Annotated in this window: 13 protein-coding genes and 1 other RNA gene; all 14 read left to right on the top strand. The window is 42.7% G+C overall.

Translation table 11 applies throughout. The annotated features are described in order from the left end of the window. Window positions 1–4 precede the first annotated feature (4 nt). Window positions 5–769, top strand: a complete 765-nt coding sequence (gene tpiA / locus DV702_RS08970; RefSeq protein WP_114924457.1) for a triose-phosphate isomerase — start codon at window positions 5–7, stop codon at window positions 767–769. After that, complete coding sequence (gpmI, locus tag DV702_RS08965; protein ID WP_114924456.1) at window positions 759–2,285, top strand: 2,3-bisphosphoglycerate-independent phosphoglycerate mutase; 1,527 nt, start codon at window positions 759–761, stop codon at window positions 2,283–2,285. Before tpiA ends, gpmI begins: the two co-directional genes overlap by 11 nt. A 12-nt stretch (window positions 2,286–2,297) precedes the next feature. After that, window positions 2,298–3,593 carry a phosphopyruvate hydratase gene (gene eno, locus DV702_RS08960; protein WP_114924455.1) on the top strand — a complete coding sequence of 432 codons (1,296 nt, stop codon included), beginning with the start codon at window positions 2,298–2,300 and terminating at the stop codon, window positions 3,591–3,593. Window positions 3,594–3,700: 107 nt separating this feature from the next. Beyond that, entirely contained in the window at window positions 3,701–3,928 is a 228-nt protein-coding gene (gene secG / locus DV702_RS08955; RefSeq protein WP_114924454.1) for a preprotein translocase subunit SecG, read from the top strand. A 62-nt stretch (window positions 3,929–3,990) separates the two neighbouring features. Beyond that, window positions 3,991–4,737: an alpha/beta hydrolase gene (locus DV702_RS08950; RefSeq protein WP_114924453.1), complete on the top strand. Its 747-nt coding sequence runs from the start codon at window positions 3,991–3,993 to the stop codon at window positions 4,735–4,737. Between the two features lie 84 nt (window positions 4,738–4,821). Next, window positions 4,822–7,116: a ribonuclease R gene (gene rnr, locus DV702_RS08945; RefSeq protein WP_240315731.1), complete on the top strand. Its 2,295-nt coding sequence runs from the start codon at window positions 4,822–4,824 to the stop codon at window positions 7,114–7,116. A gap of 75 nt (window positions 7,117–7,191) precedes the next feature. Next, entirely contained in the window at window positions 7,192–7,659 is a 468-nt protein-coding gene (gene smpB / locus DV702_RS08940) for an SsrA-binding protein SmpB (RefSeq protein WP_114924451.1), read from the top strand. A 90-nt stretch (window positions 7,660–7,749) separates the two neighbouring features. Beyond that, window positions 7,750–8,110: a transfer-messenger RNA gene (gene ssrA / locus DV702_RS08935) on the top strand. 135 nt (window positions 8,111–8,245) lie between these two features. Further along, the gene (locus tag DV702_RS08930; RefSeq protein ID WP_114924450.1) at window positions 8,246–9,322 is read left to right on the top strand and encodes an AAA family ATPase; all 1,077 of its coding nucleotides are present in this window, start codon (window positions 8,246–8,248) and stop codon (window positions 9,320–9,322) included. Continuing rightward, a complete protein-coding gene (locus DV702_RS08925) occupies window positions 9,322–9,969 on the top strand; it encodes a DUF3226 domain-containing protein (RefSeq protein WP_114924449.1) in 648 nt (215 codons plus the stop codon). The genes DV702_RS08930 and DV702_RS08925 overlap by 1 nt, the downstream gene beginning before the upstream one ends. A 561-nt stretch (window positions 9,970–10,530) precedes the next feature. Then, window positions 10,531–12,030 carry an S-layer homology domain-containing protein gene (locus DV702_RS08920; protein WP_162805767.1) on the top strand — a complete coding sequence of 500 codons (1,500 nt, stop codon included), beginning with the start codon at window positions 10,531–10,533 and terminating at the stop codon, window positions 12,028–12,030. Window positions 12,031–12,246: 216 nt separating this feature from the next. Beyond that, window positions 12,247–13,839: a type I restriction-modification system subunit M gene (locus DV702_RS08915; RefSeq protein ID WP_114924447.1), complete on the top strand. Its 1,593-nt coding sequence runs from the start codon at window positions 12,247–12,249 to the stop codon at window positions 13,837–13,839. After that, the gene (locus DV702_RS08910; RefSeq protein ID WP_114924446.1) at window positions 13,829–14,998 is read left to right on the top strand and encodes a restriction endonuclease subunit S; all 1,170 of its coding nucleotides are present in this window, start codon (window positions 13,829–13,831) and stop codon (window positions 14,996–14,998) included. Before DV702_RS08915 ends, DV702_RS08910 begins: the two co-directional genes overlap by 11 nt. Window positions 14,999–15,021: 23 nt before the next feature. Further along, window positions 15,022–18,186, top strand: coding sequence for a type I restriction endonuclease subunit R (locus tag DV702_RS08905; RefSeq protein ID WP_114924445.1), 3,165 nt, complete (start codon window positions 15,022–15,024; stop codon window positions 18,184–18,186). The last annotated feature ends 29 nt before the right edge of the window (window positions 18,187–18,215 follow it).

Raw genomic sequence — 18,215 nt, 5'->3', positions numbered from 1 at the left:
TCTTTTGCGAAAACGAATTATTGCAGGGAACTGGAAAATGTACAAGCTTTCCAATGAAGCAGCGGAATTTGCGGAACAAATGAAAGAACGACTCACTGCATCAGATCAAGTGGAGGCAGTCATCTGTCCGCCTGCACTGTATATAGGGGATTTGTTGCAGCGCTTTGAGACGAGCGCAGTAAAAGTCGGCGCACAAACGATGCATGACACAGTAGAAGGAGCATTTACAGGTGAAATCAGCCCGGCAATGCTCGAAAATCTAGGGGCACACTACGTCATTCTTGGACATTCCGAGCGCCGTCAATATTTCAATGAAACAGACAGCGCCGTCAACAAGAAAGTCCACGCAGCATTCGCTCATCAGTTGACACCGATCGTCTGTGTAGGAGAGACATTGGAGCAACGGGAAGCGCTTGAAACGGTGTCGATTGTATCCGAACAAGTGGAGAAAGCATTCGCTGACGTAACAGCCGAACAAGCGAAACGGGCAGTCATTGCGTACGAACCTATTTGGGCGATTGGTACAGGGAAAACTGCCACAGCGGACGATGCCAATGAAGTGTGTGGAGCGATTCGCCATAAAATCGAAACGCTTTACACGAAAGAAGTAGCGGACGCGATCCGCATTCAATACGGCGGCAGCGTCAAGCCGGAAAACATTTCAGAATTGCTGAGCAAGGAACATATTGACGGGGCACTTGTCGGCGGAGCGAGCCTGGATCCTGAAGCGTTCGTTCAATTAGTGGAGGCTGGAACGCATGCCGAATAATCCAGTCGCGCTCATCATTCTGGATGGTTTCGGATTACGGGAAGAAACATACGGTAACGCAGTGGCGCACGCGAAAATTCCGAATATCGAGTTACTGATGAAAAACTTTCCGCATGCGACGTTAAGTGCATGCGGAGAAGATGTAGGGTTACCTGAAGGGCAAATGGGGAACTCTGAAGTGGGGCACTTGAACATCGGTGCTGGACGCATCGTCTATCAAAGTTTGACACGCATTAATAAGTCGATTCGAGAAGGCGAGTTTTTTGAAAATGCGACATTAGTAGAGACGATGGAACATGTCAAAACGAAAAAGTCCGCCCTTCACGTCATGGGATTATTATCTGACGGTGGTGTCCACAGTCACTATGAACATTTATTTGCTTTATTGAAACTAGCGAAAGAGTCAGGTGTGGAGAAAGTGTATGTACATGCGTTCTTAGATGGACGTGATGTAGGCCCGACAACTGCCCTGCCTTACTTGAAACGTACGGAAAATGTGATGGAAGAAGTAGGCATCGGGCAAATTGCGACGGTGTCCGGCCGTTACTTTGCGATGGATCGTGATAAACGCTGGGATCGCGTACAGAAAACGTATGACGCAATGGTTTACGGGATCGGTACTACTTTTGAATCGGCCGAAGAAGGAGTTCGTGCTTCTTATACCGAAGAAATACATGATGAATTTATTGAACCGTTCGTCATCCAACAAGATGGCAAGCCGGTCGCCACTGTCGAAAACGGAGATGCGGTCGTGTTCTTCAACTTCCGACCGGATCGTGCAATTCAATTGTCGCGCGCGTTCACACAGCCGGACTTTGACGGCTTCGATCGAGGCGTGAAGAAATTTACAGACTTACATTTTGTCGGCTTTACGCATTATAATGATGATGTGGTGGCAGATATTGTCTTTCATAACGTCAATTTGACGAAAACGATCGGTGAAGTGCTCGAAGATCGTGGCAAGCGTCAGTTGCGTATTGCCGAGACAGAAAAGTATCCGCATGTTACATTCTTTATGAGTGGCGGACGCGAAGAGACATTTGAAGGGGAAACTCGGATTTTGATCAATTCGCCGAAAGTGGCAACGTATGATTTGCAGCCGGAAATGAGCGCTTATGAAGTGACGGATGCGTTAATCGCAGAAATCGAGGCAGAACGACAAGATGCGATTATTTTGAACTTCGCAAACCCGGATATGGTCGGTCACAGCGGCATGCTCGAACCTACTGTCAAAGCGATTGAAACAGTAGATGAGTGTCTTGGCCGAATCATCGACGCGTTGTTTGCGAAAGGCGGTTCAGCAATCGTCACGGCAGACCACGGCAATGCAGATGAAGTGACGACAATCGGCGGACAGCCGATGACGGCGCATACGACAAATCCGGTACCTGTCATCATTACACAGCCAGACATTACATTGCGGACAGATGGCATTCTTGCCGACTTAGCACCAACGATGTTGAAAATGTTAGGAATTCCACAACCGGTAGAAATGACCGGAAAATCATTATTCTAAGGAGAGATCTTCATGCCAATTATTTCACACATTCAAGCGAGAGAAGTACTGGATTCACGAGGCAATCCAACGATAGAGGTAGAAGTATTTACAGATAGCGGAGCGTTTGGACGCGCCATCGTGCCTTCCGGTGCCTCTACAGGGGAACATGAAGCGGTAGAACTACGCGACGGCGACAGCGACCGTTACAATGGGAAAGGTGTGCTGAAAGCTGTAGATCATGTCAATGAAATCATCTCTGAAGAATTAGAAGAAAATTACTCGGTTTTAGACCAAGTCGTAATCGACAAAGCATTGATCGAACTTGACGGAACACCGAACAAAGGAAAATTGGGAGCGAATGCGATTCTAGGTGTATCCATGGCAGTTGCACACGCGGCAGCTGACTACTTGGACGTTCCGTTGTATCAGTACTTAGGCGGCTTCAACGCGAAGCAACTACCAGTACCGATGATGAATATCCTAAACGGCGGAGAGCACGCAGACAATAACGTCGATATTCAAGAATTCATGGTTATGCCAGTAGGTGCGGAGTCATTCCGCCACGCATTGCGCATGGGGGCAGAAATCTTCCATAGCTTGAAGTCTGTTCTTCACGACAAAGGGTTGAATACAGCTGTAGGTGACGAAGGTGGATTTGCGCCAAACCTTGGTTCCAACGAAGAAGCAATTACGACTATTATCGAAGCGATCGAAAAAGCTGGCTACAAAGCGGGCGAAGATGTATTGCTGGCGATGGACGCTGCTTCTTCTGAATTTTACGATAAAGAGCAAAACAACTACTACTTAGCAGGCGAAGATGTGCGCAAAACATCTGAAGAAATGGTTGCTTGGTATGAAGAACTTTGCGAAAAGTATCCGATCGTTTCCATCGAAGACGGCTTGGATGAAAACGACTGGGAAGGTCACAAACTACTGACAGAGCGCATCGGCCACAAAGTGCAGTTAGTAGGAGACGATCTTTTCGTAACGAATACAGAAAAACTTGCGCGCGGAATTGAAGAAGGTATTAGTAACTCGATCCTTATTAAAGTGAACCAAATCGGTACGTTGACAGAAACATTCGACGCAATCGAAATGGCGAAACGCGCAGGCTATACAGCTGTCATCTCTCACCGCTCGGGTGAATCAGAAGACGTAACGATCGCAGACATCGCAGTCGCAACAAATGCGGGTCAGATCAAAACAGGTGCTCCTTCACGTTCAGATCGTGTAGCGAAGTACAATCAGTTATTGCGTATTGAGGATCAATTGTACGAAACAGCTCAATATTTAGGCAAGCAGACATTTTATAATTTACACAAATAAAACGTCCACCGCTCGGGAGTTGGCACAATTTGCAACTAAAGGTTGTGCCGATGACCTAGCTTTGCTAAAATAGAACTGTGTGATTTGCTATTTTGGAGGTGGAAAACATGCATGCCGTGTTAACAGCATCGCTTGTAGTTGTAGCTATAGCTTTAATTGTTGTTGTATTATTGCAATCCGGTAAAAGTGCAGGACTGTCAGGAGCCATCTCCGGCGGGGCTGAACAACTTTTCGGAAAACAAAAAGCTCGTGGATTGGACTTAGTTCTTCAAAGAGCTACATTGGTTCTATCCGTCTTATTTTTTGTCTTAACCATTGCGATTATGAAAATATAAACATGCGAGCGCCTGACCACGATTGAACGGTCAGGCGCTTTTCTTAGAAAGGAACGAAAGACATGCGAATCGCTCAGCCGAAACCATTTTTCTTTGAACACGGCAAACGCGCGGTCTTACTGTTGCACGGTTTCACCGGTACATCCGCAGACGTTCGAATGCTCGGCCGATTTTTGGAAAAACATCATTACACTTCACTAGCGCCTCATTACCGCGGACATGGCGTGCCACCGGAAGAATTGATCAAAACGAATCCTGCACAGTGGTGGGAAGATGTGCTACATGCATACAATCAGCTGAAAGAGGCAGGCTATGAAGAAATTGCAGTGGCGGGATTATCACTTGGCGGTGTTTTTTCATTGAAACTTGCGGCACGGTTTCCGTTAAAAGGAGTCGTCACGATGTGTGCGCCAATGTCTATGAAAACAACCGATCTCATGTGGACAGGCGTCTTGAAATATGCACGTGACTACAAAAAGTTCGCAGGCAAAGACGCAGATCAAATCACCGCTGAAATGGCGGAGTGGAAAACGAAGTCCATGCCAGGCCTTGCCGATTTAGGCGCAATGGTTGACGGTGTGCGGAGAAAAGTCGACTGCATTTATACGCCGCTACTCGTCATTCAATCGCGTCACGACGAAGTGATCGATCCACAGTCAGCACAAATCATATACGATGAAGCGGAATCTACCGACAAACAACTGCAATGGTACGAAGAGTCCGGCCATGTCATAACATTAGGTCCGGAAAAAGCACAACTTCACGAAAACGTGCTGGAATTTCTAGAATCTCTTGATTGGCAAGAGTGAATAAAGGGGAACATACAAGTAAAAGGAGGAGATGATTGTTTGGACTCATTTGAAAAAGAACTACAACAACAAATTCTGTCTGTAATGGAGGAGTCGTCCTACCAGCCGAAAACGGTTCACGAAATCCAAGAAATCCTTGGCATGGAACAGGCGGCAGAATTTAAAGAACTCGTAAAAATGCTCGTACAAATGGAGCAGTCAGGCAAAATCGTTCGCTCGCGCACGAATCGTTACGGCTTACCGGAAATGATGAACCTCGTCCGCGGGAAGTTTATCGGACATGCGAAAGGCTTCGGTTTCGTCGTTCCGGAAAATGTGGAAGGAGACGATGTATTCATTCCGCCACATGAAGTGAACGGTGCGATGAATGGTGACCAAGTACTCGCGCGCGTCTCAGCGAATTCGCACGGAGATCGCCGGGAAGGAACCATTACGAAAATCGTCGAGCGAAAAACGACGAAAGTAGTCGGAACGTATCAAGATCACAGTAGCTATGGTTTCGTCGTAGCCGATGATAAAAAGTTACCGATGGATATTTATATCGAAAAAGGTCATTCATTGGAAGCGGTGGACGGTCAAAAAGTCATTGCGGAAATTACGAGCTGGCCCGATGACGAGAAATCCGCTACAGGAATGATCACGCAAATTCTCGGACATAAAAATGATCCGGGTGTCGATATTTTATCGATCATTCACAAACACGGCATTACAGTCGAATTCCCGCAAGAAGTACTAGATCATGCGAACAGCGTGCCGACAACTGTGCAGGAACAAGATTTCGCCAACCGCAGAGATTTGCGCAATGAGTTGACGATGACAATTGATGGTGCAGATGCAAAAGACTTGGATGATGCGATTTCCGTCTTGAAAGAATACGACGGAATGTATCGTTTATTCGTCCATATTTCTGACGTCAGCTATTATGTGACAGAAAACTCCCCGATGGACGTAGAAGCAGCCGACCGCGGAACGAGCGTCTATTTGACGGATCGTGTCATTCCGATGTTGCCGCACCGTTTGTCGAATGGAATCTGTTCACTGAACCCTGGCGAAGACCGCTTAACATTGACATGCGAAATGAAAGTCGATCATAACGGAAAAGTCGTCGAGCATGAAATTTATCCGAGTGTTATTAACTCGAACTATCGGATGACATATAGTGACGTCTATGAAATTATCGACAATAAAGACGAAGAACTGTCAAAGAAATATGAAGAAATCGTTCCGATGCTGAATGATATGGCAACACTCGCAGCGATTTTCCGTCAAAAACGACAAGACCGCGGTGCTATCGACTTCGACTTCAAAGAATCCAAAATTCTCGTCGATGAAAAAGGATGGCCAACCGATGTCGTCATTATTGAGCGTACCGTTTCTGAGAAATTAATCGAAGAATTCATGCTGGCCGCGAACGAAACAGTGGCGGAACATTTCCACTGGCTGCAAGTTCCATTCCTTTACCGAATACACGAAGACCCGAAAGAAGAAAAACTTCAACGCTTCTTCGAATTCCTAACGAACTTCGGAATCGTCGTAAAAGGAACAAGCAACCAAGTACATCCGCGCGCATTGCAGGAAATTGTCGAATCGATTGAAGGACTGCCGGAAGAATCCGTTATTTCCACGATGTTGTTACGCTCTATGCAACAAGCGAAATACTATCAGGAAAGCATCGGCCACTTCGGATTATCGACAGAATTTTACACGCATTTCACTGCACCGATCCGCAGATATCCCGACTTAATCGTTCATCGTTTAATTCGGACGTATTTATTCGAAAAAGATTTATCTGCACAAACGATCGCACACTGGTCTGCACGTCTGCCGGAAATTGCGCAGCACACTTCCGAACGTGAACGTCGCGCCGTCGATGCAGAACGCGATACGAACGCATTGAAGAAAGCACAGTTTATGGTCGATAAAGTTGGGGAAGAGTTTGAAGGTGTTGTTTCTTCGGTCACGAATTTCGGTATATTCGTCGAGCTCGAGAATACGATTGAAGGACTCGTTCACGTACAAAATATGAACGACGACTACTATCGTTTTGACGACCGTCAAATGATGATGATCGGCGAACGTTCAGGCAAGCAGTTCCGTATCGGAGACGAAGTAAAAGTACGCGTCCTATCCGTCAAGCCAGAAGAACAAGCAGTCGACTTCGAAATCGTCGGCATGGTTCAAAACTTCAGAGGCTCTAGTAAAGAAACGCCGAAAGTCATTCAAGCGAGCCGCAACAAAGGTGGCAGTGCTGGCGGCAGTCGAGGACAAGGCAAGAAAAAAGGTTCAAATGATAAACGCAATAAAAAGCATGAAAAGCCTAAGCGCAAGTTTTATGAAGGCGTCGCGAAACAATCGAAAAAACGCAAGAAGAAAAAATAAAGCCTAACAGTCTCTCTACATTTGGTGTTCGCTAAATGTAGAGGCGGTGAGGCAGAAGAAAATGGGGGAAGACAGATGGCTAAAGGATCCGGTAAAGTACTAGCAGTGAATAAAAAAGCCAATCACGATTACGCCATTGAAGAGACGATCGAAGCCGGCATCGTCTTAAAAGGCACAGAGATCAAGTCGATCAGAAAAGGCAAAGTTCAATTGCGCGATGCGTTCATTTTAATCCGCAACAACGAAGCATGGATTTCCAATATGCATATTAGTCCGTACGAACAGGGCAATATTCATAACCACGATCCGATTCGTTCACGCAAATTATTATTGCACAAGAAACAAATCAATTCATTGATCGGCGAAACGAAACAACAAGGCTATTCCATCATTCCGTTGAAAATGTATATTAAAGACGGTTTCGCCAAAGTGCTGATTGGTGTAGGGAAAGGGAAGAAGCTGTACGATAAACGTCAGGATTTGAAAGAGAAAGAACATAAACGGGACATGCAGCGAGCGTTTAAAGCAAAGCAACAAGATTGATAAACGACCCGATTTATTATATACTATAAGAAGTTTCAAGTACGACCCGCCGTTCTAAGTGAAACGGGCCTGGGTTCCGAACTTTCCTTCGGGGACGTTACGGATTCGACAGGGGTGGTCTGGGCTTGAGCTGCGCGTCGGAGGGATCGTCTCCGTCAGAAACGACAGTTAATAATAACTGGCAAACAAAACAACAACCTAGCATTCGCAGCGTAAGCTGTTGAATCTACCTGTCGTCTCCATCGCTCATGTGGAGGCGTCAGGTTCACTTATTAGTGAGCTACGCTGACAGCTGCATTCTGAGGCTGTTAGAAGAGATTCCCGGAATAGCGCCACGGATCGCCTTGATTGACGGCAAACGTGCGCGCGAACTCAAATAGTCAATCTACACGCGTAGACGCTGAAGTAGCAGAGCCTTTGGACGTGGGTTCGACTCCCACCGTCTCCATACAGTTGTATAGAGAATAACATTACAAGATAAAGCATAAACTTTCTAAAAGGAAGTTTATGCTTTATTTTACTATAAACTTTCTAATCGTCTTGTAAAGTATAGGAATAGATTATTTGAAATTAGGAGGAGTTATTATTGATCACATCCTTTTCAGTTGAACATTTTAAAGCGATATCTTCATGTGAATTATCTAATTTAAAACGTATAAATTTATTTGGTGGTAAAAATAACACTGGTAAATCAACGGTCATTGAAGCTTTATTTTTCTTTCTAGATCGTCAAAATCCCCAATCATTCATACGAATGCACAATTGGCGTGGTGAAATACCAACTTCGATGACAAGTTTTGATATATTTGCTCCTATATTTCATAATTATAATATGGACAAACCAGTTAAAATATCGGTCAAAGAAGGCACAGATATGGAAACGCTCACACTTCACTCCGTTGCGCAAAATAATACAACGATAAAAATAAAACCGAAAGAAGTGTTTTCTATATCTGGAACTAATACAAAATCTCTTGAGCATAATCAAGTTGAAATTGCAGTCGAGTTTTCTGGTCCAACTAAAGGAAAGTATAGTAAACAAAAAATCATACATACGATTCATGATGAAGAGAATATGGATGTGAAAATAAACAAACAAGCACCTATAAAAAGTGCTATATTCTTAAGTTCAAGATCACCAATCAATCCAAACGAAAATGCTATTCGTTTTGGAGAATTGGTGAAAAAAAATAAAGAAAATTTGATAATGGATTATTTACAAGTAATTGAACCACGACTACGTTCGATTACGGCTATACAACAACCAAATAGTCAGGCTGTTCTGTATGGCGACATTGGATTAGATGTAAAAATCCCACTACACTATATGGGAGATGGTATTACACGTATATTATCGATCATACTTGCGATATTCAATAATCCAAACGGTATCGTATTCATAGACGAAATTGAGAATGGATTGCACCATTCAGTGCTAGTACATGTATGGGAAATGCTTGATCAGGCGTCGAAACAAAATAATTGCCAGCTATTTATTACGACACATAGTTATGAATGTTTGGCTTCATTAGTTGATAGTGCTATTTCCAAAGAGGATGTCAATTATATTCGCTTGGAAAGAAAAGGTCAGCAGATTGTATCGAAAGAATATGGTTTTGATAATTTACAAATAGCGATTGAAAATGGTTGGGAGGTGCGTTAATGAGGATTCCCAATAAAGTATCAAAGGACTCAAAAATGCCATTTCAAATTGAAAAGACAAAGTTACTTTTTGTCGAAGGGAAAGATGAAGTATTCTTTTTCGATAAACTGTTTAAGCATTTAGAAATAGAAGACATTCAATTGGTAGAAATTGGCGGAGTTGAACAAATGAGTGTAAAGTTAGCTGCATTTATGTTAATCCCAGACTTCGAAAGTGTGAAATCTATAGGTTTTGTTCGGGATGCAGATCATTCTTTTGACAGTGCAATGCAGAGTATGAGAATGATATTAGAAAACAATGGCTTACAATCTTCTAGTAATCATGGTCAGGTTACGCAAGATGAATCTGATAGACGTATCGGAATATTTATCATGCCAGGTGAGAATATAGAAGGTACTATGCTGGAAGATCTATGCTTACATATCATCAAAGAAAGAAAATATGTAGAATTGATTGATCAATATATAGTAGACCTTAACAAGAATGAGTTGCCGGTTCCTTCAAATCTTGCGAAAGCAAAGACACAAATATATTTGGCATCGCAAAGGAAAATTGTTCACAGTATAGGATTGGCAGCTCAGAAAAGGTATTGGGATTTAACACATCCGGGGTTGGATGAATTTAAAGAGTTTATTAAGAAGTTGTAAGAATGCTAGACCCATAAAACGAGTAAATATTAGGTAGGATATTCACCATGAAAGAAAAAATGGATAGACTCCATTCATTGAAAAAGAAAGTTGATCAACAACGGCCACTTTCCAAGGAGCTTATTCTGGAACTTAAAAACGATTTTTTAACGGTTCTCCGAAAGAATTCTCCACCTTCAAGCGTGTGAAAGGCAAAGCTTAAATTATGATGGGTTTGTGGTGGATTATGAAATGAAGGAATTAGAGCGGTATTTTGGGATTATGGGGTAAGTACTAATTATAGTTATGGGTGCTGAAGTAGCGAATCTTTTGGGCGTTGGTTCAATTCCCACCGTTTCCATCGAGAGATTATAGGTATTTTTCTTAAAGGATAGTTGATGTAGCTGTGTCAATAGCTGATCAAGTATCCTTTTTACTTTGAGGAGTTTAAGGAAAAAGGATACTCGAGATGAATAACCCCCACAAGATAAGTTTTTAGATCTTCGAAAAAATTGAAACTTTTCCCTACTTTCCCCGTCTGTACGACAAATCGATAGAGTGATGATAGGGAGGATACTAAATATGAAGAAGAAATTGGTACTACTATTTGGCGCGTTGTTGCTCGCATGTAGCTTTCCAATAACTAACTCTGCCGCTGGGAAACAATTATTTTCTGACGTGCCACCAAGCAAGCATTTTGCGCAGGCGGTGAATGAGCTGGCGGAGCGACATGTCATTGGCGGCTATCCGGATGGGTCCTTTAAACCTGGTAATCCGTTAACACGTGGACAGGCTGCTGCCATTATTGTGAAACTGACAGGCATCGACACGACCAATGTGAAAGATCCGCAGTTCAAAGACGTTACGAAAACGAACGGGTCTTATGAAGCAATTGCCGCACTGGCACAAGCAAAAGTCATCGGCGGGTATGAAGATGGGCGGTTTGGTCCGAATGATCCAGTGAAACGGGGACAGCTCGCTTCTATTTTAGTAAAAGCATTCGACTTGCCGCGCTATGATTTTTACGGAATGAAAAATCCTTTTCAAGATATCGCAGGTAATCAATCTCACAGTGCCAACATTTTGATACTACACAAGTATGGAATTGTAAATGGTGTGGCACCGAACCGTTTTGGTTTAAATGAGCCGGTAACGAGAGGGCAAGCAGCTAAGATGATGAGAGCTACAGAACAAGAAAATATTCCGATGATTTCATTGACACCAAAAGAGCTTGGGATGGACGGATTGTATTCGGTCATCTGGGAACAAGATCAGAATGTCTACGAGTCGATCGTCACACGCGACACACCGTACGGGCCCGGCCGACTGCAACTGATTGCGCTAAAAGAAGGAAAGGCGACACTCAATATTAGCGGATATAACGGAGACTCGCCAATTGACGAAGAGGAGAGAGTGTACCGGAAATATTATGTGCACGTTAAGAAAACAACGGACGGCTTGAAACTTTCGATTGAGGAAACAGATGATTACTTGCCAACAGAAGCACCGCTGGAATTGTCAAAAAAAGAGAAAATCAAGAAAGTCCAACTGTATTCCACAACCGGTAAATTACTAGACAGTGACGCAGCTATTCATACATGCAAAGATCAACAAACCTGTCTAACGATTGACAAGACAGGAAACTACCATGCCGTTGCGGAATTAACGAACGGTAAAAAAATCCGCTATGCCATTCACGCAAAAGAGCCCGAGCATGCTTATTTCCATTATGACATGGATGTGTTGAGAGAGCGGCCGTCTTATACATTCAATGTGGAAGAACTGTTCGAAAAGAATGGCTATTATGATCAAACGATGGCGCGTAAGATCGGAAAGCACACGATCGTTACAAAACATGCCGAACAGATTGCAACAATTACACGAGATTCAGGAACGAATGTTTTTCATGTGACAGCTAAAAAGGTCGGGACGGTGGAAGTGACGTTTGAAAATCCTGTGTATTTTACAGGGGAAGTGGGCGACGGAGTGTCAGGGATGATTACGGGCATGGAGGTTAAGGTTCGGGAGGTGAATGGGTTAGTTAACGTTTCTGCTTCGCAAGTTTATGAATTTAATTATTGATGTAGGGGATATCGCATGAGAGGGGGGCTCTTGTGCGGTGTTTTTTTGTTGAGAAGAGAATCTAGTAGACTAATGAATATAGGTATTTTTTGGATTGTGTAGATAGTAGAGGATTGTAAATATGTTATGATAAGAATAGGCAGATGGTGTGTAAAACTGCTACCTAATAGAATCAATACACGAAGAAATTCATTACAGAAAAGTGAGGAACACAACATGGCTGAATTAAACACGATATTATTTAGTGCTGCCGACAACTTGCGCAGCAAAATGGATGCATCGGAATACAAAAACTATCTACTGGGCCTGATCTTCTACAAATACTTATCAGATCGTTTATTAGTAAAAGTAGTGGAGCTGGCTGATGAATCACTAGAAGAATACGATACAGCAGACAAGCAAACACAACTGTATAGAGAGCTATTAACAGATGAAGACGTAAAAGATGATTTGATTGAAACGCTGGTAGATACATTAGGATACGACATCGAACCGGATTTCTTGTTCAATGTCCTCGCTAATCAGGCAAAACAAAACACATTCCAATTAAACGACTTGAACAAAGCGTTTATCGACTTGTCCACAAAGTACGATCAATTCAATGGCTTGTTCGATGACGTGGACTTGACTTCTAAAAAGCTTGGATCAGATCCGCAGCAACGAAACATTACAATTACAGAAGTAATCAAGAAGCTGAATCCGATTGATCTATTGGGACATGGCGGAGATGTAATTGGAGATGCCTATGAGTTCTTGATCAGTCAGTTCGCTTCCGAAGCGGGCAAGAAAGCTGGAGAATTCTATACACCACATGAAGTATCCGTCATGATGGCACGTATTGCAGCATTTGGCCAAGAAGATAAAAAGTTGTTCAGCGTATATGACCCGACAATGGGATCAGGTTCATTGATGTTGAACGTCCGGAACTATATCAATCATCCTGAAAGCGTCAAATATCATGGACAAGAGTTAAACACGACCACATACAACCTGGCAAAGATGAACTTGATCTTGCATGGCGTAGACAAAGAAGACATGCGTTTAAGCAACGGGGATACGTTGAACAAGGACTGGCCAACAGAAGAACCTTATACATTTGATACCGTCTTAATGAACCCACCGTATTCAGCGAAGTGGTCAGCAGATGAAACGTTCCTGGATGACTCTCGTTTCAATCGATATGGAAGACTGGCACCAAAATCAAAAGCAGACTTTGCGTTTTTATTACATGGACTGTATCACTTGAAAGATTCAGGAACGATGGCGATCGTTCTACCGCATGGCGTGTTATTCCGTGGGGCTGCGGAAGGTATTATTCGAAAGAAGTTATTGGAAGACGGCAATATAGATGCGGTAATTGGTATGCCAGCTAATCTGTTCTTTGGGACTTCGATTCCAACAACTGTTATTATCTTGAAGAAAAATCGTTCTACTCGTGATGTGTTATTTATTGATGCGAGTAAAGACTTTAATAAAGTAGGGAATCAAAACAAGCTGTCGACAGAACATATAGAACAGATTTTCAAAACGTATGTTAATCGCGAAAATGTAGAGAAGTATGCTTATGTTGCTACATTTGAAGAAATTAAAGAAAATGATTTCAATTTGAATATTCCGCGATATGTAGATACTTTTGAAGAAGAAGAACCTGTAGACATGGCTTCAATCGGCTCAAATATTAATGGTATCTATAGCGAAAAAGTAAAAAAAGAAAAGGAAATATTTAATATGATTTCATCGTTAAACTTTAATAGTGAAGATTCTCAGTGGATTAAAGGTGCATTAGAGGTGTTCAATCGTGTTAAGTAAAAATATCCCGAAACTAAGATTTTTAGGATACGACAATAAATGGGAGAGATTGAAATTAGGAGAAGTATGTGATGTTTTCCAAAGCGGAAAGAATATTAAGTCACATGATATTTTAGATGAAGGTATGTATCCTGTATTTGGTGGTAATGGACTTCGTGGATATACTAACACATATAATTATGAGGGACTGTATGCATTTATTGGAAGACAAGGCGCACTATGTGGAAACGTTAATATATTCCAGGGGAAATCTTTTTTTACGGAACATGCCATTGTGGTAAAAGCTAGCAAAGAAAATGATACAAAATTTTTGTTTTATCTTCTAGAGAAAATGAATCTCAGACAATACTCAGATCAATCTGCTCAACCAGGGTTGGCGGTTAATAAGCTTATAAAACTATTTGCTTTTATTCCTATTTATGAAGAACAAGTGAAAATTGGAATGTTTTTTGAAAGGTTAGATGAAACTATCGCTCTTCAACAACAAGAACTAACCATCCTCAAACAAACAAAACAAGGATTCTTGCAAAAGATGTTTCCAAAAGAAGGGGAAGCAGTGCCGGAAGTTCGGTTTCCAGGTTTCTTAGACAATTGGAAAGTATATAAGCTAGCTGATATAACAAAGTTAATTACAAAGGGAACAACTCCTAAAGATAAATATAGCAAGGGAGATGTGAACTTAATAAAAGTAGAAAATATTGACTCATATTCTGGTGTTATCACATTAACATCAAAAGTTTCAAAGGAGGAGCATGAAGGATACTTAAAGAGATCACAATTAAAAGCCGATGATATTTTATTCTCTATTGCTGGAACTCTGGGTAGAACATCTATTGTTAAAGAGGGAATACTCCCAGCCAATACAAATCAAGCATTAGCAATCATTAGATTGAAAAATGGAAATACGGGCTTTGTAGAAACATATCTAAAAGGAAGAACCGTAGAAGAATATATTAAAAGAAATCCAACAGTAGGAGCGCAACCTAATCTTTCTCTTGCGCAACTTGGAAACTTAACTATTAAACTTCCGAGTAGTCAGGAACAAGAGGCAATCAGTAAGTTTTTTAAAGGAATTGACAAAGTTATCTCTATAAGTCAACAAGAACTAGAAGCCCTGCAACAAACAAAAAAAGCATTCCTACAAAAGATGTTTGTCTAAGCAGCCAGAAAGGAGGACTAGGCATGACGAAGATTCCTCATAACGATGAAGAAGAAGTGGAACGTCGCTTGATTGAAGTGTTGGGAGAAGGACATAATCAATGGAATTACCGTCCTGACCTCAAATCAGAAGATGACCTATGGAAGAACTTGCGGCAAAAAATTATTCAGAATAACTTAGCCGAGATCGGTGGCACCCCGTTGACCGATGCAGAGTTCGATACGATCAAGACCGAACTACTGCTGAAAACGAAGACGCCCTTTGAAGCGGCGAAGTGGCTGAAGGGGGAGAATGGCATTGCTCGTATTACGATTGAACGGGAAGATGTTTCGATCGGGGCGATATCGTTGGTTCTGTACTCCAATCAAGATATAGGTGGCGGGATCTCTACATACGAGGTCGTTCATCAGATTGCGAAGGGGAAAACGAGTGTAGACGAACGGGACCGACGATTTGATGTCACGTTATTGATCAATGGATTGCCGATCGTGCAAATCGAATTGAAACAAGCGACGGCGAAAGATGGCGTCTATCAAGCCTATAATCAAATCAAGAAGTATGCAGAAGAAGGATTGTTCCGTAATAACATCTTCTCTACTTTGCAGCTGTTTATCATATCGAATGAACAAACGACTCGCTACTTCGCGAATGCCATGCCGAAAGATATGCACAAGAAGTTCGTCTTCAGTTGGCGTACGACGGATAATCGGAAAGTGGACAATCTCTATGAGTTCGTCAAGCAAGTCCTCAATATACCGGACGCTCATCGGTTGATCGCGAACTATACGATCGTCAGTGAAGACCAGGACAACAAAGCGTTGATGGTGCTGCATTCGTATCAAATCCATGCGATCGAGGCGTTGTTCACGTCGGCAATGAAGCACCAATCAGGCTATGTCTGGCACGCGACAGGTTCTGGGAAGACGTTGACGAGCTTTGTATCGACCAAGCTACTCGCGAAAAAAGCGGGCGTGGATCGTACCGTCATGTTGATTGACAGGAAAGACTTGGACAATCAAACGACAAGTGAATTTACGAAGTTTGCGTCGGAATATAATACGGGCATTTCATCCGGTACGGCGAAGTCGAATAGTTTAATTGTCGGGACAGGCAGCTCCAAAGAGTTGAGTGATACATTGCTGTCGAGTGCCAATTCGAATACGGTCATTATCACAACGCGTCAAAAGTTGGAAGCGGCTTTGCGCTATGCGGAAAGACAAGAAGAACAAAAAGGATCGCAACGTTTCAAGAAACTGATGGGCCAACATATCGTGTTCATTGTCGATGAATGTCACCGGGCGTTAAGTGCTGAGGGAATGGAAGCGATCAAGAAATTCTTCCCGAACTCTACATGGTTCGGCTTTACTGGCACACCGATCTTTGAAGAGAACAAGAAACAAGCAAAAGGACGGTTGGCACGTACAACACGTGATCAGTACGGTGAAGTACTGCATACGTACACGATTAAAAATGCACTTGATGACGGAGCGGTATTGGGCTTTCAAGTCGAACACGAAGACACGATTGAACCGGTCTCGTTGACCAACTATATCTTTGCACAATTGCGCGCGAAAGAGAAATACGCAGCACTTACCGATAATGAAGTAAATGATGAAATCGATAAAATGACTGGAATCGAAAGAGAAACGTATATCGAACCTTCTTCTTATGAACAGGACGAGCATATTCAAAAGGTCTTGCATAAAATATTCCGCCCTGATAATGCCTATACAAAATTTGACTTTGAAAACGGAAGACCCCAGAAGTCTGCCATCTTGACGACTAGCTCAATCGCGATGGCGAAGCGTTACTATCATGCGATCAAAGAAATGACACGTGATCCGGATTGGCTGACGAAGGAGTTCGCTGGGCATCCGATTCGAACAGGTCGCACGATTGACGATCCTGACTTTCCACGAGTGGCCATCACGTATTCATTGCAGGAAAATGAAGAGGACTCTAAAGAGAATCAAGACGAGATGAAAGAAATCATCAACGATTACAATGCGTATTACGGAACGTCTTGGTCGATAGAAGATATTAATCGTTACAATGGCGATATCAACAACCGACTGGCGCGTAAGAGAGCCGAATTTAAACAGTTAGGTAAGCAAGTCGATTTAGTCATAGTCGTCGATCGACTGTTAACAGGATTTGATGCGCCTACGGTTCAAACGCTATTTGTCGATCGCAATCTTAGCTATGCGAACTTGATTCAAGCATTTTCCCGAACGAACCGAACGTATCCAGGGAAAAAGAAGGGCTTGATTGTCACATTCAGGAAGCCAGCGACGATGGAATACAATGTGAACGAAGCAACGAAACTGTATTCGCAAGCGCAGGAAGAAACTAATCTGGTGTATCCGTCATACAAAGACTCGAAGAAACGCTTCAAAAAAGCCCATTCGTCATTTACTGCATCAGTACCGAATCCTGAAAGTATCGACGAACATTCACCGATCGAACAACGTATTGAGTTCGTTAAAGCCTTCCAAGAGCTGAACAATGCTTATGAAGCATTGGTTACGTACGATGACTACAACGATGACATGGAGAAATCAAAAGCGCTTCAAGATCAAGTGAAAGTGCTGGAGGATTATGTAGGAATTTACAATACCGTAAAGGGTTCACTGACAGATGAAAGGGAACCAGGAAATCCCGATGACGATCCAGACTTTTCAGGAATCGAGTTCTATGGAGATAACGCGATCAAGTTGTATGACATCGACTCGACCTATATCGACCGCTTACTGGAAACCTACGCAGCGAACAGCCCGGACATCCGAGAAGAAATCGAAAAAGCCCTTCAGAAACTGAATAAGTCGGAGGTCGTGAAAAATGTCTATACGGATATTCTGAATGCCATCGACGCCAAGGAAGTAGACGAAGATGAAGATATTTTCGCAGTCAAGCGACGTTATTTCACATCGGCATATGACGAAGCGATAGAAACGCAATCGAATACATGGTTTGTGAAAGAGGATCAACTTCATTTATCGGCGATTCAGTATACTGTCGGATCAGATACTATACCGAATATCCGGGGGATTTTGGACAGTAAGGAATTCGATAAGTATAAAGCTAAAAATCCAGATGCAAAGCCGTTGAAGTATGGGCCGGAGATGAAGCGGGATTGGATTCATGTGTTGAATGAGGTGATTGTTCCTTTGGGGGATGAGTTGCGGTGAAGTGGGAATGTATTAATGAGGACATAATA

The organism is Sporosarcina sp. PTS2304, from assembly GCF_003351785.1.
In the GTDB taxonomy this organism is placed as follows: domain Bacteria; phylum Bacillota; class Bacilli; order Bacillales_A; family Planococcaceae; genus Sporosarcina.
Note: the sequence above shows the minus strand (reverse complement) of the source record. Positions and strands in the feature narration are given on the sequence as shown.